The organism is Paenibacillus vietnamensis (assembly GCF_020169515.1).
GTDB classification, from domain to species: Bacteria; Bacillota; Bacilli; order Paenibacillales; family Paenibacillaceae; genus Pristimantibacillus; species Pristimantibacillus vietnamensis.
Window position 1 is genome coordinate 1 of record NZ_JAHMHW010000008.1, and the last position, 20036, is coordinate 20036.

The window sequence follows — 20036 nt, forward strand, 5'->3', positions numbered from 1 at the left end:
AGCATCGCCTTGCCAAGGCGAGGGTCGCGGGTTCGATTCCCGTCTTCCGCTCCATCTATTCAACTCAAGCATCTTGCGAAGCAAGGTGTTTTTTTTGTAATTACTTAGTATGCTCCTTGAACTTCACAACGTGCAATCTTCTAAACTCGGACTACTGAGACCACTCGGGTGTACTTTTTGCATTAAAAACCTCACATGGAAAACAGTCTGAGTTGTTCTCATGTACTTTTTGCAGCGGATCACCACTAATAGTGAGTCAAGGATTGAATATATTTGAATTCACTGCAAAAAGTGCAGCAGATAAGAGATGTCAGACTAAATGATTTCCAATGTATTTATTGCAGCAGAACAGGCATCAGTCCCGTTTGGCGAAATTGCATAAAAGCACATAACAGCATTGAATCATGGAAAAGAGGGATGAAGGCATGCCTAGATTAGTGTTTGTGTTGGGAGGAGCCGGAGCCGGGAAGACGACACTGGCGAAAGCTTTGGCGGGCAGAAGCGGAGCGGCCTACTTTGATATGGATACGCTGCTGCGCCCGGCTGCGGTAGCGCTCATGACGCAGGCCGGGCTCGACCCTGAGGACCGAGACTCGTCGGATTACAAGAGGCTTTGCCGCGAGCTCGGTTACCGGATTACGATGGATGCGGCTCTGGAAAATATCTCGGTCGGCAACGATGCAATCGTCATCGGACCGTTTACGAAAGAAACGGAGGCCCCGGCTTGGATCGAGCAAGAGCTCGCAAGCATCGGGGCCTCTCTGAAGGAAGTTGAGGTAAAAGTAATATTCGTCACGCTTGCGGATGAACAAGCTTATTACAACAGAATCGTGCAGAGAGGCTCCAGCCTGGATCAGTGGAAGCTTGAGCACTGGGACGAGTTCAGACGATCGCTTGCGAAGCGCGAGCTGAAATGGCGCATCTCGGCTTCGTCCGTGTTGTATTTCGACAACACGGAGCCGCTTAGCGACCAAGCTATTTCGTCTTTGGAGCAATTCGTTTATAGCCCGGCGAAGTAAGCTCAGGAAGATTTGTTATCCACGCGTTTACGGAGTTCTTCATAGACAGCTTTAGTTTCGGCCGGGTCTTCTTCGTTAAAGACGACATACACTCCGTCGAGCTTGAAGAAGATGTATGGAGGGGAGTTTTTGAACACGTACAGCTTGCTTGCCCCCAGCTCCTCTAACGTGAAGTTTCCGCGCGCATAGCGGGCCGTTGCGGCTCCGTTCGTTCTAAAGCCCGAAGGCAGCGTATCCTCGAGCGACAGCTTACGGATTTCGCCGATCGGGAAGCTGTAATCATACATAGGATAATCGATCGCTACGACGTCATCCTCCCGAAGCTGCAGGGTAGGTGAAGTTTGCTCTGACTGAACCGCAAAGGCTGTAAGCGGCAGAACAATCGCAATCGACAGGGCGATGCTTCCGTACTGGATCCATTTTCCTGCGCGGGTTGCCATGTTCACTGTTGTGCCGATGCCGGTACGCTTCGGAACCATGACGGACTTGTCTTCGGGATTATAATAGGTCATGCCGTTGATCCAATATTCGTCGTCGTCGACCGGCAAGCCTTCGCCGCCGGTTAAGGTCAGCTTTTCCTCCAAGGCGCGAACTCTGCTATGTACGAACAGAATGGCACCGAGCGGTACGAACGACACCATGACGACTCCGATCATCCAGAGCGTGAAGTCGGAGGAATGACCGCTGGTCAAAATCGAATAGGCGACGATTGCGTTCAAGCTTTCGAAAACCGCCATAAACAGCCAAAGGATGGACCAGTACCGCGCGGCTGCCTGATTGATGGCGTCATCGATATTTGGGTTGCCGCTGTAAGCCTTCGGCTTCAAGCGTCTGAACGCCGAATTGATGGCAAACAGCACAGCAGTCATCACAAGCGACGAGATGCCGGTTACCTTGAGCAGGGAGCTTTCATTGGAAATGGACGCGATGAGCAGAGCTAATGAGATCGCGGCAGGAATCACGAACCAGTACGGGGACAGAGTTTTCGATTTTTTGAGCAGATTGAGCTTAGTATCGATGCGGACGACTCTTTTTTGTCCGACGAACCAGTCTTTCTCCCGTTTGAGCGCGGCAGTCAGGCGGTGAAATTTGTGGAATGGTAGCTTTGACGTATAGATGAAGGCTGCAAACCAAATAAACAAATAAATCAGGCCCATGGACATATAGTTCACCAAAAAAAAGAGAGGTGAGATCGACGCGAGCGAAACGATGCCGTAAACGTAATAAGCTTTCTTATAAGCGGCTTGAAGTTGTGCAATCGCCTGATTCTTAAGAGCCTTCGAAGGAAGCGCCACGCCAAACAGAATGTGGTTGCCCGGCTTCGCCTGGTTCAAAAACATAACCATTATTGCGACATAGGCGAGCAAGGCAGGAATGACTAGAAAAAGCATATCCATGATGGTTCCTCCTATTCGGTAAGGGAATGAATGATTTCAGTCATGGCTTAACTAGTGATATTAATACAAAAACGGCGGATTGTCAAAAATTCGGACATCCTCCGGCTTGGACATCGTCCGCGCACGGGGCTATAATAGTTGAGAAAGGAGCTGCAATCATGATACGATTCGGAATTATCGGAACGAACTGGATTACGGAGGCTTTTCTCGATGCGGCGAGGGAAGCGGAGGACTTCTCGTTAACCGCGGTTTATTCGCGGTCGGAGGAAACGGCAAGAGCGTTTGCGGCCAAGCATGGCGCTATACATATTTTTACGGATGTAGAGGCGATGGCCGCCAGCGGGGAAGTGGATGCCGTGTATATTGCGAGCCCGAACTCCTTTCACGCGAGGCATGCTATTGCCTGTATGAATAAAGGGGTTCACGTGCTGTGCGAGAAGCCGATCGCATCCAATGCGCGCGAGCTGCGCCAAATGATCGAAGCGGCGAAGGAAAACGGAGTGCTGTTGATGGAGGCGCTCAAATCGACGCTGCTGCCTGGCTTTCGGGCGATCGGGGAAAGCTTGCCGAAGATCGGGACGGTACGGCGTTATTTTGCAAACTATTGCCAATATTCTTCGAGATACGATGCTTATAAAGCAGGCAACGTACTGAACGCGTTCAAGCCGGAGTTCTCGAACGGGGCGCTGATGGATTTGGGCGTATATGGCGTATATCCGCTCGTTGCGCTGTTTGGCAGGCCGGATGCGGTCAAGGCAACGGGGGTTATGCTGGAATCCGGCGTTGACGGAGAGGGAAGCATCGTGCTTCAGTATCCGTCGATGGATGCGGTGATCATGTATTCGAAAATTACCCATTCCTCGCTGCCGTCGGAAATTCAGGGTGAGAAGGGCAGCATCGTCATCGATAAAATAAGCGAGCCTTCCCTCGTGGAAATTCAATACCGCGGGGCCGAGTCGGAAACGATTTCGCAGCCGACCGACGACAAGACGATGTACTATGAAGTGCGCGAATTTATCAATTTAATCCGGCTGGGACGCACGGAGTCCGAGGTGAACAGCTTCGCGAATTCTTTGATTACGATGGAAATTATGGACGAGGCAAGAAAGCAGATTGGACTTGTGTATCCAGCGGACCGAGAGTAAACCAAAAACACTGCAGATCGCGATATTCGCGTTTTGCAGTGTTTTTTTTCATATTTAGAAAAGGGTCGCGATCGTATATAGCCAGGATGGGGGCATTGACAACGTTTCCAAACTAGTTCTATAATCTAAATGCCATTAATGAAACCCGTTTCATAAAATGGCTGCAGCCTATCAAGCGCGTAAAAACAGAAAGGGAAGGGATTCATGACCTATACGCTGATGAACGCTGGAGAACAAACGACGAACAATGTACAGCGGGAAGTTAAGCTGAGTTACGATGAGAAGAGCTTCATCATCGGGGAAGAAAGAGTGTTTCTGAACAGCGCGTCGATTCATTATTTCCGCATGCCTAGCCAGGAATGGCGGGAAGTGCTGGCCAAGGCGAAGCTTGCGGGCATGAATTGCGTCGATACTTATTTAGCATGGAATGTACATGAACCGGAAGAAGGGAAATGGGATTTCAGCGGCGACAACGATTTCGGGGCTTTCCTCGATTTATGCTCCGAGCTGGGGCTGTGGGCGATCGTGCGTCCGGGGCCGTTCATCTGCGCGGAATGGGATTTCGGCGGATTTCCATACTGGCTGAAAACAAAAGAAAACATTCGGTTCCGCACCGACAATAAAACGTATTTGCATTATGTCAATCTTTATTTTGACCAAGTTGTTCCTATCATCCGTTCCCGCCAAATAAGGCAAGGCGGTTCCGTTATTCTCGTACAGGTCGAGAATGAATACGGCTATCTGGCCGAAGACGCGGCGGGCTTGTCGTATATGAAGGCTCTTCGCGACGGCTTGCTGGAACGGGGAATCGATGTTCCGCTTATTACTTGCGAGGGCGGATTGGAAGGAACGATCGAGGGAGCGAATTTCTGGTCGGGCGCAGACGGTCATTTTGCGAAGCTGATGCGCAAGCAGCCGGACGTTCCGAAGCTGGTGACCGAATTTTGGACGGGATGGTTCGAGCATTGGGGAGCGCCGGCAGCTACACAGAAGACGCCGGATTTGTACGAGAAGAGGATGATGGAGGCGATTCGCGCCGGCTTTGACGGGATCAGCCATTATATGTTTTTCGGTGGCACTAACTTTGGAGGCTACGGCGGGCGGACGGTAGGAAGCAGCGATATTTATATGGTCACCTCCTACGATTACGACGCGCCTTTATCCGAATATGCCAGAATTACGGCCAAATACAGGACGGCCAAAAAGATATCCCTGTTTACACAGGCGCTTGCAGCCTTTTTGTTGGAATCGGAGCCGATCGGCGGCAGCGAGGCACGCAGCGTGGAAGGGATCCGGCTTCAGGGCAGGGAGTGGAACGGCCAAAAACTGTGGTTTGCCGAAAGCACGAGACAGGAGAAGGAAATGTTTCCGATTACGCTCGAAGGCGGCCGGACGCTTTCCGTGTCGATCAAGCCGGGGCAGATCATGCCGGTTCTCGACCGGATGGAAATTGTTCCGGGCATGAAGCTGACTTGCGGCGGTTTCCTGATCGGAAACGACCGGATCGGCGATGTGCAAACCGTCATTTTGGCGGGAGAAGACGGCCAGCGTACGCAGCTCGTGTTCGAAGCCGATCAGGCGATCGGGTTCGGCAACGATTTACATATCCGGCATGAGAGCAGTCCGGACGGCCGGATGCTGCATTTGGACATATTTCACTTCCAGACGCCGCAGCGTATCGGCCTGAAGGCTGGCGGACAGCGCGTCGAAGTGATTGTGTTAAACGGCTATATGTCGGACCGGGCATGGAAGCTCCACAGGGATGAAGTCCGCTGGGCTATCGGCTGGGAAGATATCGACTTTGACGCAGACGGCAGCATTAAAGGGGTAAGCGGCAGCGGCGGCGGCGAAGCGCTCCTTTTGGGAGATTGGGGGGTTAAAGGCGGCTTCACCCGTGACCACCAAAGCAATGCCGATAAGGCGACCAAGCCGCTGCACACGCCAAGCTTGCCCTGGTGGAAGCGGAAAAGTGCAAGCCTTCTTTCCCTCGGAAACGGTGAGCTTCTTGAGCGTCCGCACGGATTTGCGGAGCTTCAGCAGGAATCCGGATACCTCGTCTACAGCAGGGACGTCGAGAGCGACCGGGAGCAGGAAAGCACTCTTGTGTTCACAGCCATTCAAGATTCTGCGCGCTTGTTCGTGGACGGACGCGAGCAAGGAATGATCCGTCAGGTCGGTGCTGCGCATGCAGCCGTACAGCTGCCGAAGGGACGGAGCAAGCTCCAGCTTCTTGTGCAGCATATGGGCAGCCTTAACTTTTCGCCGTATTTGGGTGAAGAAAAGGGAATATTCGGCCCGGTGTACGGTGAGGGTTCGGCCATTGACCTTCGGAGAGACTGGGTAAGCGGAGAAGATAGCGTTCATCTGGACGAGGTTCATGCGGAAGCATTTCCTTCCGAGCTGTCGCGAACGTTCGAGCTGCAGGAGAATCACGGAGCCATCCTGGTCGGAGCGTTAAGCAGCGGCCTGCGGATTAACGGCAGGGAGATCCCTCTGGTGGGCTACCAGAACTGGTTTGCCTATCATTCGGTCGACATTTCCGGTTATGCGGTCAAAGGACGCAACACCATTGAAATGCCGGTTGCCAAGGCGCCGCTCGGCCGGCTGGAGCTGCTGACGTACGACAAGTCAACGGAGCTGCGGGGCTGGTTGGTCGTTCCTTTGGAAAATGAAGCAGGGTTTGAGGAGAACTCTCCTCCTGCAGAAGAAGGGCCGGCATGGTACCGCAGCCTGTTCGATCTGCCTGCCGTTCCGGAGGACACGCATCCGAAGCTGAAGCTGAGAATGACGGGAATGAGCAAGGGCTTTATTGCTCTGAACGGCCGCAACCTGGGGCGCTACTGGCAAATCGGGCCGCAGGAGGATTACAAAGTTCCGCTGGCTTGGCTAAAGGACACGGGCAATGAGCTGATTTTGTTCGATGAAGAGGGCAGACGGCCGGATTCGGTACGTCTATTCTATGACGAGCAGTCGGACCGGCGCTGGGAGACGCTGGAGGAAGCGTAAGCGGGACATGAAACAGGGCAGGAACGATCGTTGAAGCGACGAGCCTGCCTCTTTTTTTCCTGCGGTGGTTATCGTGCATGACGTAACATGTCCGATTTTGCTATAATGGGACGAGACTGGTTAGCAGGAAGGAAGGTTAGGCTTGAGACAGGTCACTATATATGACATTGCCAAAGAGGCAAAAGTATCGGTTGCGACCGTATCCCGCGTATTGAACGATACCGCTCCGGTAAAAGGAGCCACCCGTGCCAGGATTGAAGAACTTATTCAAAAATATAACTTTCAGCCGAATGCCATGGCAAGGAGCCTTCTCAAAAAAGAGACCGGCATTATCGGCGTTATTGTGCCCGACCTAACCAACCCCTTTTTCCCTGAAGTATTCGCCGGAGCGGAGCAAGAGGCGCAGCAGGAGGGGCATACCTTTCTGCTCAGCAATTCGATCGGCGATTATACGAAGGAATCGGAGTACCTCAGCATTTTGCGAGAGAAGCGGGTAGACGGAATTATTTTTATGGGCGGAAGAATCAATTTAAAGCAATGCGAAGACCATCTCGTGCAGGAGCTCGTGCAGCATGCCAGCGTCATTCCGACAGTGCTGGTCAATGGCGGCCTGCGCAACACGGACCTGATCAGGGTCGCCACGGACGAGGCGGCGGGAACCGCTCTCGCGGTCCGGCATCTGATCGGGCTCGGGCATAAGCAAATCGGCTTTATCGGCGGGGAAAGCCATATGACGACGACCTCCATCAAGCTGCGGGCATTCCGCAAGACGCTGAAGGACGAGGGGCTAGAAATCCGGGAGGAATGGCTGCTGCCGGACAGCTTCTCCATTGAATCGGGCAAGCGGCAAATGCTGAAGATGCTGGACATGAAGGAAAGACCGACCGCGGTGTTCTGCGTCAACGATTATACGGCGATCGGAGCGATCAAGGCGGTTGCCGAAGCCGGACTGGCGGTTCCTGACGATATGTCTATCGTCGGGTTTGACGATATCCCGCTGGCCCACCACTTTATACCCGAGCTGACGACCGTGTCCCAGCAGGCGCATGAGCTGGGCAGGATGGCCGTTAAGGTGCTGAAAACGATGATGAACAAAGAGAAAGTGAAGAAGCTTACGACGCTGGACCCCCAGCTTATCGTTCGGCAAAGCACGGGAGCCCCAAGACCGTAATGCCGGAACCTAGACGGGTGAAAGGCGGTAAGCGGAGCTGATTCCTATACGAAGAGCAGTGACCGGAAAGACGCTCCGGTTTGCTGCTCTTTTTGTTATTAGAAAAACTCAACTTTTTTGTTGACCAAGGAATGGAACCGAGCTATAATGAAATGGGTTTCATGAAAGCCTTTACATATAATTCGGAAGTTTATCTTTGGTGTTTTTTCCGAAATAAAGGTTTCACTAAAATTCTATATAATGGCAAACGCCACTATATAAAATCACATAATGAGGAGGCTGAATCCGGTTTATTGAATTTTAAATGGATTTCTTTAACCATTTACGCTTGATCGAACCATCTTGCTTTTATCGTTTGACCATTCATTAAGGGGAGTGTGCTGAACAGTGAAACAGATGAAAAACATGAAGCCGATATTCGTACTTTCTTTAGCCGCCGTAATGACGATGTTGTCTGCATGCAGCGGCAGTAACGGAGGAAATACAGCAGCTCCAACCGAAGCGCCGGCAGCAACGGAGACCGCTCCAGAACCAACCGAAAATGCCGAAGCTCCGGTAGCCGATTTAGGCGGCAGAGAAATCCGGATTTCGCACTGGTGGGATGCCACTCCGGTCGGAGATTCCGAAGCGGACGAATTGGCCCGCGAAAGAATCAAAAAGGTCGAAGAAAAATATAACGTCAAAATCAAATATCTGAATACCGAATACTGGTCGACTCCAGAGAAGATTTCCTCCTCCGTGATGGCGGGCGATCCTTTCGCAGAGATTGTCCGGCTGCCTGACGGATTTATCTGGGGGCTTATGCAGGGCGGATTCCTGACACCGCTTGATGATTATATGAACGGTTCGCGCGTTGCTCCGGACGTCATCGAAGCGATGCGTTTTGGCGGCGAGAACGTCATCGGCTTGGAAAGCTGGTACAACCCGAACGACAGCGGTATGTTTTACAACAAACGGATTTTCAAGGAAGCGGGCTTGAAGGATCCTCAGCAGCTGATGGACGAGGACAACTGGAATTGGACTTCGATGCTTGATGCCGCCAAGAAATTGACCGTGGACAATAACGGCGACGGAAAAACGGACCAATTCGGTTTGGCCGGCGCACACTATATTTTCTCCGAGCTGTTGATCGCCAGCAACGGCGGTACGATCTACGACGAAGCAACCAAGAAAGTGACCTTCGATTCTCCGGCTGCTATGGAAGCGCTTAATTTCGAGCACAGCCTGTACAACGAGCATAAGGTCGTGAAGGAGAACGAAGGCAACGACTGGGAGGATCCGGCGAAATACTTCGCGGAAGGCACCATTGCGATGTATCCGGGCGGCTTGTGGGAAATCGAGGGACGTATCCTCGACAAGCTGAAGGACGAGTGGGGCTACGTTTACTTCCCGAAAGGACCTCAAGCAACAACGTATCTCGATCCGCTTGGACAGACGGCGGCCTATGTCATTCCAAAAGGCGTCAAGGATGCGGATGCGATCGTGAAAATTTGGGAAGAGCTGCAGGACTTCGACAACTGGCAGGAAAACCGCAGACTGTCGCTTGAAAATGTGCTGCCGGATGAAACCTCTCTCGCCAATGCAGTGAATGAAGAGGGATTGGTACAGCGGGTGTTCGGCGGACGCTTCGGCGGTCTCGGCATTAAGGAGCAGCTTGACTCCGTTACCGGCAAATTCGTGAAAGGCGAAATTACGCCGTCCACGGGCGTTGCTCAAGTGATCGGGCCTGCACAAGCCGCTGCCGAAAAAGTGTTAAGCGGCGAGAAAGCGAAGGAAGATGCCGCGAAGAAGGCGGCTGAGGAAGCGGCAGCCGAGAAAGAGGAAGACGCGAAAGAGTAGAGTCGGCAACGTACTTATACATGAAGCAGCGGCTGCCCGGTCTTCCAGCGTTCGGAATACCGGGCAGCCGCCCGCTTAACAAGATTCCGCTAGTTTGCAGAAGGGGGGAATTAGGTGAAAATCGCATTTTCCAGAATGACGGTCGTGTGGACGACGGTCATCGCTATGCTGATCTCGATATTGGTTTTCCCTATATCACAGTCCGGCGGGGCGCATGCTCAAGCCGCGGCAAAAACCGAAGCCGAACCAAGCGACGGCCGGAGCTCCTTGACGAACGTTTCAGAAAACAGCTACGACAATTATTTGGAGCGATATAAAAACGAAGAACAGCCTGCGGAGGAAATCGTCATCCGTGGAGCGGACTACATAAAGGCTGACGGCATGAGCCCCGAGATCATAAGCGAGCTCGGCGGAGTATCGGGCGAGTTCGTCAAGACGGAAGAGAGCGGTTCGATTCAGTGGGAGCTGGAGGTTCCGAAATCCGGATTATATCATATCGCGATGCGGTATTTTCCGATCGAAGGCAAAAGCTCCGCCATTGAAAGAGAGCTGCTTATCGACGGAGAGCTGCCGTTCGCCAGCGCCAGAAACCTGACGTTTCACCGCGTATGGAAAAACGAGAGCGAGCAAATCTCGCAGGATAACAGGGGCAACGAGCTGCGGCCGCGTCAGGTCGAAGCGCCGATGTGGCAAGAGTCGCTTTTTAGAGATACCGAAGGCTATTACGATGAACCGTATGTTTTCTATTTCTCTGAGGGCAAGCATACGCTGACGCTTGTGTCTTCCAGAGAGCCGGTGGCGATCGACTACTTAAAAGTGTACCGGTACGATGCGCCTCCTGCTTACGAAGAGGTGGAGGCAGACTACAAATCCAAAGGTTATACAGAAACGAGCGGGCAACTGATCAAGGTTCAGGGCGAGCAGGCCTCTTACAAATCGTCCCCGACGTTATATCCGATTCCCGACCGTTCCAGTCCGTCTACAGAGCCTTATAACGTATCGAAGATCAGAATGAATACGATCGGCGGCAACAACTGGAGAGTACCGGGCCAGTGGATCGCATGGGAGATCGAAGCGCCGGAGGACGGATTATACCGGATTGCCGTTAAAAACAGACAAGAATTGCTGAGGGGCATTTATTCTACACGCTCACTTCGGATTGACGGGGAAATCCCGTTTCAGGAAATGACGCAAATTCCGTTTTATTACGACTCGGACTGGCAGATGAATGTGCTTGGCAACGGGGAAAAGCCCTACTTATTCTATTTGACCAAAGGAAAGCATGAGCTGAGGCTTGAGGTCAGCCTGGGCGCGATTGCGCCGTTGATTCGCCAGGTGGAAGCAAGCGTGCTCGAAATTAATGCGATGTATCGAAAAATCTTGATGATTACCGGTAATGTGCCGGATCCTTACCGGGATTATCAATTAGATAAACAAATTCCCGACATGGTTGACGTCTTTCAAAAGCAAAGCGAAGTTCTGAATGCCGTATCGGAAGAGCTGGTGCGCCTGACGGGCGAGAAAAGCGATAAAACCGCGGTATTGAACAAAACGGCGTATCAGCTGGAGGATATGGCGAAAAAGCCGGAAACCGTCCAAAAACGGCTGGCTCAATTCAAGATTAACGTCGGCAGCGTCGGCGCCTGGATCCTTCAGGTCAGAGAGCAGCCGCTTGAAATCGATTATCTGACGCTCGCTTCATCCGACGTCAAGCTGCCTAAAGCGAATGCTTCCGCCGCCAAAAAAGTCGTTCACGAGGTATCGTCCTTCTTCCATTCCTTCTTTGAAGATTACGATACGATCGGAAACACGGCGGAGAACAAACAATCCATAACGGTATGGGTCGGAACGGGCCGGGATCAGGCGCAGGTGCTGAAAGCGATGATTGACGACAGCTTTACGCCTCTAACCGGTATCGGAGTTAATCTGAAGCTCGTTAACCAGGACGTGCTGCTTCGCGCGTCGCTGGCGGGGGAAGGCCCCGATGTGGCGATGCAGGTCGGCAACGATGTGCCTGTCAACTTCGGGATGCGGAATGCGGCCGAGGATTTGTCGAAATTCCCGGATTACGAGATGGTCGTTCAGCAGTTCCGGGACAGTGCGATTGTTCCTTACCGGTTCGGCGAACAGGTATTTGCTCTTCCGGAGCAGCAAATTTTCAATATGCTGTTTTACCGGAAGGACATTTTGGAGGAGCTGAATCTGGAGCCGCCGCAAACCTGGGATGACGTATATGCAATGATCCCGGTGCTGCAAAAGCATCATATGGATTTGGCGCTGCCGATCGCCCAGGCGACGGGCGTCCCCGTGCTGGAGGTCAACCGGGCGTATGCCATGATGTTGTACCAGATGAAGGGATCCTTCTACCTGAACGACGGGGCCAAGAGCGGTCTGGACACCGAGGTCGGACTTGGCGCGTTCAAGAAATGGACCGACTTCTACACCAGCTACAAGCTGCCGCTTATCTTTGATTTCCCGATGCGTTTCCGGACGGGCGAAATGCCGGTGGGCATTCAGGATTACACCTTCTATAACTATTTGACGGTATCGGCTCCGGAAATTAAAGGGTTGTGGGAATTTGTTCCGGTTCCGGGAACGGTGCAGCAGGACGGCACGATTCGCCGGGACGTCGCCAGCGGAGGGACAGCCGCCATCATGCTCAAACAGGCCCAAAACAAAGACGCAGCCTGGGAGTTCATGAAATGGTGGGTCAGCAAGGATTCCCAAGTGCGGTTCGGCCGGGAGATGGAAGGGCTGATGGGCGCTGCGGCGCGTTACCCGACCGCCAATATCGAAGCGCTTAAGGAGCTGCCGTGGCCGGCGCGCGATTATCTCAATCTCGAGGAGCAATGGCAATGGGTTCAAGGCGTACCGGAAGTTCCGGGAGGATATTTCACAGGAAGGCATCTGGACAACGCATTGCGGGAAGTTATCAATAACGGAACAAACACCGCCGACGCCTTGTATGACTATGTGCAAGAAATCGACTATGAAATCGCGCAAAAAAGGGACGAGTTTAATTTGGACTGAAGGCGCTAGGGAGGGACTCTTTTGCAGAAAACGAAAATCGCGGCCGAGATCATGCTGCAGCCGAAGGGCCGCCCTGCCGGACTGCAGCGGAAGTGGGAGCTGTTCGTCAGGGATATGAAGCGGGATAAACATGTGTTTGTCCTGCTGGCTCCTTATATGGTGTTGTTTCTGTTATTCACCGTGCTCCCGGTCATCATTTCGATCTTCTTCAGCTTTACGAACTTCAATATGCTTGAATTTCCGCGCTGGGTCGGCTGGGAAAACTATTCCAAGCTGCTTTGGAACGACGACGTGTTTCTGATCGGACTTAAAAATACGCTTATTTTTGCGGTCATCACCGGCCCGGTCAGCTATATCGCCTGCTTTGTGTTTGCGTGGCTGATAAATGAGCTGAGCCCGAAGGTCAGAGCTTTTATGACGCTTGTGTTTTTTGCGCCTTCGATTTCGGGCAACGTGTTCTTTATTTGGCAAATTATTTTTTCAAGCGATTCGTATGGAATTATGAACGGCTTTCTGATGAAGATCGGATTCATCTACGAACCGATTCAATGGCTGCAGGATCCGAAGTATATGCTTACGATCATTATCATCGTTCAATTGTGGTTAAGCCTTGGCACCAGCTTCCTGGCATTCATCGCCGGACTGCAGACGGTCGACCGCACGCTGTATGAGGCGGGAGCGGTGGACGGAGTCAGAAACCGCTGGCAGGAGCTCTGGTATATTACCCTTCCGTCGATGAGACCGCAGCTGATGTTCGGCGCCGTCATCCAGATTACGGCTTCCCTTGCGGTAGCGGATGTCGCGATGGCTCTAGCGGGCTTTCCGAGCGTGCAGTACGGGGCGCATACGATCGTCACCCACTTGGTCGATTACGGCACGATCCGATTCGAAATGGGTTATGCGTCCGCAATCGCGACCGTTCTGTTTATTCTGATGCTGGGCACGAATCTGGCCGTTCAAAAGTTGCTCAAGAGGGTGGGGGAATAGGCGAGATGAAGCTGGCCATACATTTCAAAAAAAGAGTGAACCGGTCCTGGCAGGTCGATTTCATGCTGTTCCTTCTGCTTGCCGCTTTCGGTTCCTTTATGGCTGTCCCGTTGATTTATGTCATCAATAATGCGTTCAAGCCGCTTGACGAGTTGTTCATTTTCCCGCCTACGCTGTTCGTGAGGAATGCAACGCTCGAAAATTTCGCGGATTTGTTCCAAGTTATGAAAAACTCATGGGTTCCGTTTTCCCGTTATATTTTTAATACGTTTTTTATTACGGCAGCTGGCACCGCAGGCCATATTCTGCTTGCTTCGGCGGCGGCTTACCCGCTGGCCAAGCACAAGTTCCGCGGCCATAAAGTGCTGTTCTCGGTCATTGTTCTTGCGCTGATGTTTTCTCCGCATGTGACGGCCATTCCGAATTATATGATTATGTCGACGCTTGGATGGATCGACACGTATAAGGCGGTCATCGTACCGGCGTTCGCTTATCCGCTTGGCTTATATTTAATGAAGCAATTTATGGAGCAAATACCGGACGCGCTGCTCGAGGCAGCGAAGATCGACGGCGCCAGCGAATACCGGATCTTCTGGCAGGTCGTCATGCCGCTCGTTAAGCCGGCCTGGCTGACGCTTCTGATTCTGATGATGCAAATGCTGTGGGGAACGGATGGAGGCAGCTTTATTTACAGCGAGCAGCTCAAGACGATGCATTACGCGATGGGCCAAATCATTCAGGGCGGTATTGCCCGCGCGGGCGTAGGGGCGGCAGTAGCGGTTATTATGATGTCCGTGCCGATCGTGACGTTTGTGCTGTCGCAAAGCAATGTGATTCAGACGATGGCTTCGTCCGGCATGAAGGACTAAAGCGATGGAGGCGTATAGGTTTGATAATAAAGCGATCGATTCTGGTCCTGGCGGCTCTGTTGATAGCCGCCGGCTTAAGTCCGAAGCCGGCCCAAGCGTCGCCTTACGAAGGATATACCTATTCGTATTGGGGTGAGGCCGTTCAATCGCCGATTGCTTATCTTCCTTCCAAGACGGTAACGGGACAGGAACTGGGCATCGGCCAATGGACCGCGCCGAACGACATCTTCGCGGCGCCGGACGGCAATTTGTACGTACTGGATTCCGGAAACGGACGGATTGTGGTGCTTGACAGCCAGTGGAAGGCGGTCCGCCAAATTCAGAGCTTCCAAAATAACGGCAAGCAGGACGCCTTCAAAAATCCGGAAGGGATCTTCGTAACCGCCGATGGTCATATCTATGTGGCGGATACCGAGAACAGGCGTGTAGTCGAGCTCGACGGCAGCGGCGTTTTCGTCAGGGAAATCGGAGCTCCGAAATCGGAGGTCATCAGCGACAATTTCGAATATTTCCCGCGAAAGGTAATCGTGGATAAAGCCGGGCGCATTTACGTGGTTGCCAGAGGCGTCTTCGACGGTATCATCGAATTCGACAGCGACGGCGGCTTCACCGGATTTATGGGGACGAACCGGGTGCAATTCGATCCGGTCGATTTATTCTGGAAGACGGTCTCGACAAAAGAGCAGCGGGAGAAGCTGATCCGGTTTGTTCCGATCGAATTTAACAATTTGGATGTCGATACGGACGGCTTTATCTATACGACTACAGCCGACAAGCAAACGTCCGCTCCTGTCAAAAGGCTGAACCCTTCCGGCATCGATGTTCTGCGCGTCAACGGGAATATAGGTCCGGTCGGCGATTTGAGCATCAACCGGTCGGCTTTCATCGACATCGATGTAAGCGGAAACGGCGTGTACCGGACGCTCGATTCGACCCGGGGACGGATTTTCACTTATAACGAAGACGGCAATCTGCTGTATGTGATCGGCCAGCTCGGCAATCAAGCGGGCACGTTCAAAAATCCGGTGGCGATTGAAAGCTTCGAAAACCGGATCCTTGTTCTCGACCGCGATTTGGGGAGAATTACCGAGTTTACCGCGACCAAATTCGGAAGCCTGGTAGGCGAGGCAAACGGATTATACAGCATAGGGAAGCATGACGAGGCGGCGAAGCTGTGGGAAGAGGTGCTTAGGCTGGATGCGAATTACGAGATGGCCTACATCGGAATCGGCAAGTCGATGCTGCGTCAGGGCGAATACAAGCAGGCGATGAATTATTTGAAGCTGGGCAACGACAGAGAGTATTATTCCAAGGCGCTGACAAAATACCGCAGGGAATATATGCGTGAGTACTTCGGAACCTACATGACGGCCTGCATCGCGCTTATACTGGCTATTTTCGCCGTTCGCCGGGGCTTGAGACTGAGAAAGGGGGGCTTGAAGCAGGATGCGGTTTCTTAAAGAAGCTAGATACTCGCTGCACGTCGCCTTCCATCCGTTTGACGGGTTCTGGGATCTGAAATACGAGAACAAAGGAAAGCTCCGGATCGCGCTTGTCATCTTGTTCGCCGTGACGGTGACGATGATCCTGAAACGGCAGTATGCCGGCTACGTCGTTAATTTCAATCATCCGCTTGAATTAAACAGCATCGATGAATTGAAATACATCGTTCTTCCGTTTCTGCTCTGGTGCATCGCGAACTGGTCGCTCACCACGCTGATGGACGGGGAAGGGAAATTCAAAGAGATCGTCATTGCGACGGGTTATGCGATGCTTCCTTTGATTTTGGTCTACTTGCCAAATATGCTGCTCAGCAACGTGATTACGCTGCGAGAAGCTTCGTTCTATTATTTGCTGGAATCCGCAGCTGCGATTTGGTTTATGTGGCTGCTGTTCGTCGGCACGATGACCATTCATCAGTATACGGTGACAAAAACGATCTTTACGATGCTGCTGACCGTCGTGGTCATGGGCGTCATTATCTTCCTGGGGCTGCTGTTCTTCAGCCTGATCCAGCAAATCGTCAGTTTTGTGTATACGATCTATCAGGAGCTTTCATTGCGATCATAAAGAAAGGGGGCCAAGCGGTGAAACGGAGGCTTGCGATCAGCATGACTGCAGTCGTCCTAACCGGCTGCTTGCTTATATCCGAAGGCACCAATTACGCGGAAAATACGCCTGCTGCGGTGTCCGGAACGGAAGCAGGAACGGCGGCCGAGCCGGCTGCTGCTAAGGCGCCGGCTGTTTCCGCGGCTGCGGCGAATGTACCCGATGGCATGGAAACGGCGGCCGAAAATGAATTTTTGGTGCTGTACGTCAACCCTGAAACGACGGAAATCGCGGTTCGGGACAAGCGCAGCGGGGCGGTCTGGTATTCCAATCCGCAAAATCGCGAAGACGATGCGATAGCGACCGGCTATAACAAGTCGAAGCTGAACGTACAGTTTGAGCTCGCTTACTTCGACAAAGCAGGAAAATCGTTAAAGTACGACAACTACACGCATAGCGTTCAGAGCGGCCAATTCGAAATGGAAAAGGCAAATGACGGCGTGAAAATCGTCTATACGTTAGGCGAGGTCAAAAGCGATATCGACGCGATTCCTAAATATATCAGCGAAGAAAGATTTCAAACCGTCATCCTCGACAAGATTGCAGATGCGGGCGACAAAAGAGAAGTCGAAAAACGGTTCAAGCTCGATGAGGCAAATAAACGCTACGAGAGAAGGGACTCCTCGTTCAGAGGGGTCGGATTATCGAAGGTAACCGGAATATTCGATGCCATCGGCTATAACGAGGAGCAGAGAGCGATCGATAAAGCCGCGTATGGCGAATCGGCGGACGGAAACGTCAATGTCCGCATTCCGCTCGACTATCGTCTTGACGGAGAGCATCTGGTCGTGAACATTCCGGGAAGCGAGATCGAATATCCGGATACGATGAAAATCCAGTCGCTTTCTCTGCTGCCGTTTTTTGGCGCAAGCGGGCGCGAGGATGAAGGCTATACGTTTGTGCCGGACGGCTCGGGTTCCCTGATCCGCTTCAATAACGGAAAAACGTATACTGCGCCTTTCCGGACCGCTTTGTACGGCAGCGATTCCGCGATCAGCCAGCTCGTCAGCACTCAGAAAGAGGAAGCTGCGCGATTGCCGGTATTCGGCATGAAATATGAGGACCGGGCGTTCGTCGCCATTATCGAAAAAGGCGATGCGGTCGCGGCAGTGGAAGCCGACGTAAGCGGCAGGCTGAACAGCTACAACACCGTATCCCCGAGTTTTACGATCCATAACCTGGAGGAGGTTACCCTGACGAACGGCTGGCGCTCCAGCACGGTCAAGAAGTTCCAGGCGGAGCCTTTCCAGGGCGATATGACCGTCCGCTACGGATTTCTCGGTGCCGGGGAAGCGAGCTACACCGGAATGGCGATGCATTACCGCGATTACTTGATCGCGCAGGCGGGACTGGCCAAGCTGGAGGAGGAAGCGAGCATTCCTTTTTATGTCGAGCTTATCGGCGGCATTCCGAAAAAGAAATTTTTCCTGGGCATTCCTTATAACGCCTATGAGCCGCTTACGACCTTCGATCAGGCGGAAGCCGTATTGTCCCAAATGAAGGAGCTGGGAATCGACGGCATTAAGCTTCGGTATAAAGGCTGGTTCAACGACGGCATGAACCATGACCTTCCGAAATCGGTTTCCGTCGACAGGAAGCTCGGCGGAAACAAGGGCTTGAGCGGGCTGAAGACTTATGCCGATTCGAACGGCATCTCGCTGTTTCCCGACGCTGCCTTGCTTGAGACGGCGCCGCAAGCGGACGGCTTCAAAAAGTCGAGCCAGGCTTCCCGGTTCATTACGGGCAAGACGGCTGCCATCTATCCGTACAGCGCGTCCAATTTCCGGCAGGAGGATGAACAGGAGCCGGGATATGTGATCAGTCCGAAGCAGCTTCCGAAAATGGTTGACGGATTTATGGACGATTATGGAAAGCTCCAGCTTTCCGGCTTATCGCTGCGCGACCTTGGAAGCAAGCTGAATGGCGACTATAACCGGTCCAATGTAATCGACCGCGAAGAAGCGAAGGAGCTTGTCAACGAACAGCTGCAGAAGATAAACGGCTCCGGCCTGGAGCTGCTCATGGAAGGCGGCAACGCCTATGCGGCTCCTTTTACGCAGCATATTGTGAATGCGCCGATGACAAGCAGCGGCTTTAACATTACCGATGAAAGCGTGCCTTTCTTTCAGCTGGTCTACCACGGTTACATCCATTATGCCGGAACCGCCTGGAATATGGCCGATGACCAGGATGCCGCGTTCAGCTTCCTGAAGGCGCTCGAAACGGGCTCCGCTCCGCACTATACCTGGTTTTATGCCGATTCCTCCGCGATCAAGATGACGGAGTTCGATCACCTGTATTCCGCCGATTACCGGCGCTGGATCGACGAAGCGGCGCAAAAATACCGCGAGCTGAACGACGTTCTGGGCGATGTGCAGTCCCAAACGATCGCCGATCACCGGAAGCTGGCCGAAGGCGTGTATCAAACTACGTTCGAGCAGGGCAAAAGCATTGTCGTCAATTACAACGATAAAGCGGTGAACGTGAACGGCATTGCAGTGGGCGCAAAGGATTATTGGGTTGGAGGTGAATCGCGGCGATGAGGTTCAGGAAGCTTTCGCTTGAGCAAAAAAACAGATATTACGGCCTGTACTTCATTCTTCCCTGGTTTATAGGCTTCTTGTTCCTGTTTCTCGTTCCACTGCTGGCCTCGTTACGGTACAGCTTAAGCAATCTTCAGGTCACGGACGAAGGCTTCAGCCTGGAATTTATCGGCTTCGCCAATTACCGGGAGGCCCTGCTGTCGCATGAATCGTACGTCAGGATTTTGACGGAGTCCGTGGTTGATATTGCGGTCAACACACCGCTCATTATTATTTTCAGCTTGTTTTTTGCGGTGCTTCTCAATCAGAGGTTCAGGGGGCGTGTGCTCGCCCGGGCGATCTTCTTCCTGCCGGTTATTCTGGCATCGGGCATTATCGCCAGCATCGAGAACGGAGATTTGATGCAGTCGGTCGTCCGAAGCGCAAACGACACAACGGGCGGCGGCTTGTCGATCATGAAAAATCTGGAGCTTACCGTCATGCTCGTCGAATCGGGAATGAATATAACCTTCGTGGAGTATTTGACCGGAGCCGTCAGCCGAATCTATGAGATCGTCAGTCAATCCGGCGTTCAAATTCTCATTTTCTTGGCAGGGCTTCAATCGATTTCTCCCTCCCTGTACGAGGCTGCCAAAATCGAAGGTTCGACGGGCTACGAGGCTTTCTGGAAAATTACGTTTCCGATGATCAGCCCGCTTATTCTGACGAATCTGGTGTATACGATTATCGACAGCTTCATCAGTGACGAAACCAGCCGGCTGGTCGTGGATACGGCATTTAAAAGCTTCGATTTCGGCCTCAGCGCCGCGATGGCGTGGATGTATTTTGCCGTCATTGCGCTTGTGCTGTGGATTACGACGGCGATTGTGTCGCGTAAGGTCTTTTATCAAGATTAGACGGTTTAGGCGAATGCTTACGAAG

General features: G+C 52.6%; 13 protein-coding genes. 12 read left to right on the plus strand and 1 reads right to left on the minus strand.

The annotated features are described in order from the left end of the window. Nucleotides 1–425: 425 nt before the first annotated feature. Nucleotides 426–1019, plus strand: a complete 594-nt coding sequence (locus KP806_RS16290) for an AAA family ATPase (protein ID WP_224724778.1) — start codon at nt 426–428, stop codon at nt 1017–1019. Nucleotides 1020–1021: 2 nt separating this feature from the next. On the opposite strand, the gene KP806_RS16295 is transcribed toward KP806_RS16290, so the two are convergent. Continuing rightward, the gene (locus KP806_RS16295; RefSeq protein ID WP_224724779.1) at nt 1022–2416 is read right to left on the minus strand and encodes a DUF5808 domain-containing protein; all 1395 of its coding nucleotides are present in this window, start codon (nt 2414–2416) and stop codon (nt 1022–1024) included. Between the two features lie 158 nt (nt 2417–2574). Here KP806_RS16295 and KP806_RS16300 point away from each other — a divergent pair, with 158 nt between their 5' ends. From KP806_RS16300 to KP806_RS16350, 11 genes are all read left to right on the plus strand, one after another. Next, nucleotides 2575–3561 carry a Gfo/Idh/MocA family protein gene (locus tag KP806_RS16300; RefSeq protein WP_224724780.1) on the plus strand — a complete coding sequence of 329 codons (987 nt, stop codon included), beginning with the start codon at nt 2575–2577 and terminating at the stop codon, nt 3559–3561. A 204-nt stretch (nt 3562–3765) separates the two neighbouring features. Beyond that, the gene (locus KP806_RS16305; protein ID WP_224724781.1) at nt 3766–6567 is read left to right on the plus strand and encodes a beta-galactosidase; all 2802 of its coding nucleotides are present in this window, start codon (nt 3766–3768) and stop codon (nt 6565–6567) included. Between the two features lie 142 nt (nt 6568–6709). Next, nucleotides 6710–7738, plus strand: a complete 1029-nt coding sequence (locus KP806_RS16310; protein ID WP_224724782.1) for a LacI family DNA-binding transcriptional regulator — start codon at nt 6710–6712, stop codon at nt 7736–7738. 396 nt (nt 7739–8134) lie between these two features. After that, entirely contained in the window at nt 8135–9577 is a 1443-nt protein-coding gene (locus KP806_RS16315; protein ID WP_224724970.1) for an ABC transporter substrate-binding protein, read from the plus strand. Nucleotides 9578–9742: 165 nt separating this feature from the next. Continuing rightward, nucleotides 9743–12607, plus strand: a complete 2865-nt coding sequence (locus KP806_RS16320) for an extracellular solute-binding protein (protein WP_263575747.1) — start codon at nt 9743–9745, stop codon at nt 12605–12607. 114 nt (nt 12608–12721) lie between these two features. After that, nucleotides 12722–13594: a carbohydrate ABC transporter permease gene (locus tag KP806_RS16325; protein ID WP_397376413.1), complete on the plus strand. Its 873-nt coding sequence runs from the start codon at nt 12722–12724 to the stop codon at nt 13592–13594. A 5-nt stretch (nt 13595–13599) separates the two neighbouring features. Beyond that, a complete protein-coding gene (locus tag KP806_RS16330; protein ID WP_224724784.1) occupies nt 13600–14463 on the plus strand; it encodes a carbohydrate ABC transporter permease in 864 nt (287 codons plus the stop codon). Nucleotides 14464–14483: 20 nt separating this feature from the next. Then, nucleotides 14484–15923: an SMP-30/gluconolactonase/LRE family protein gene (locus KP806_RS16335; protein ID WP_224724785.1), complete on the plus strand. Its 1440-nt coding sequence runs from the start codon at nt 14484–14486 to the stop codon at nt 15921–15923. After that, nucleotides 15910–16533, plus strand: coding sequence for a Yip1 family protein (locus KP806_RS16340; protein ID WP_224724786.1), 624 nt, complete (start codon nt 15910–15912; stop codon nt 16531–16533). Before KP806_RS16335 ends, KP806_RS16340 begins: the two co-directional genes overlap by 14 nt. Nucleotides 16534–16550: 17 nt before the next feature. Beyond that, complete coding sequence (locus KP806_RS16345) at nt 16551–19115, plus strand: DUF5696 domain-containing protein (protein ID WP_224724787.1); 2565 nt, start codon at nt 16551–16553, stop codon at nt 19113–19115. Beyond that, nucleotides 19112–20011 carry a carbohydrate ABC transporter permease gene (locus KP806_RS16350; RefSeq protein ID WP_224724788.1) on the plus strand — a complete coding sequence of 300 codons (900 nt, stop codon included), beginning with the start codon at nt 19112–19114 and terminating at the stop codon, nt 20009–20011. The genes KP806_RS16345 and KP806_RS16350 overlap by 4 nt, the downstream gene beginning before the upstream one ends. Nucleotides 20012–20036: the final 25 nt, after the last annotated feature.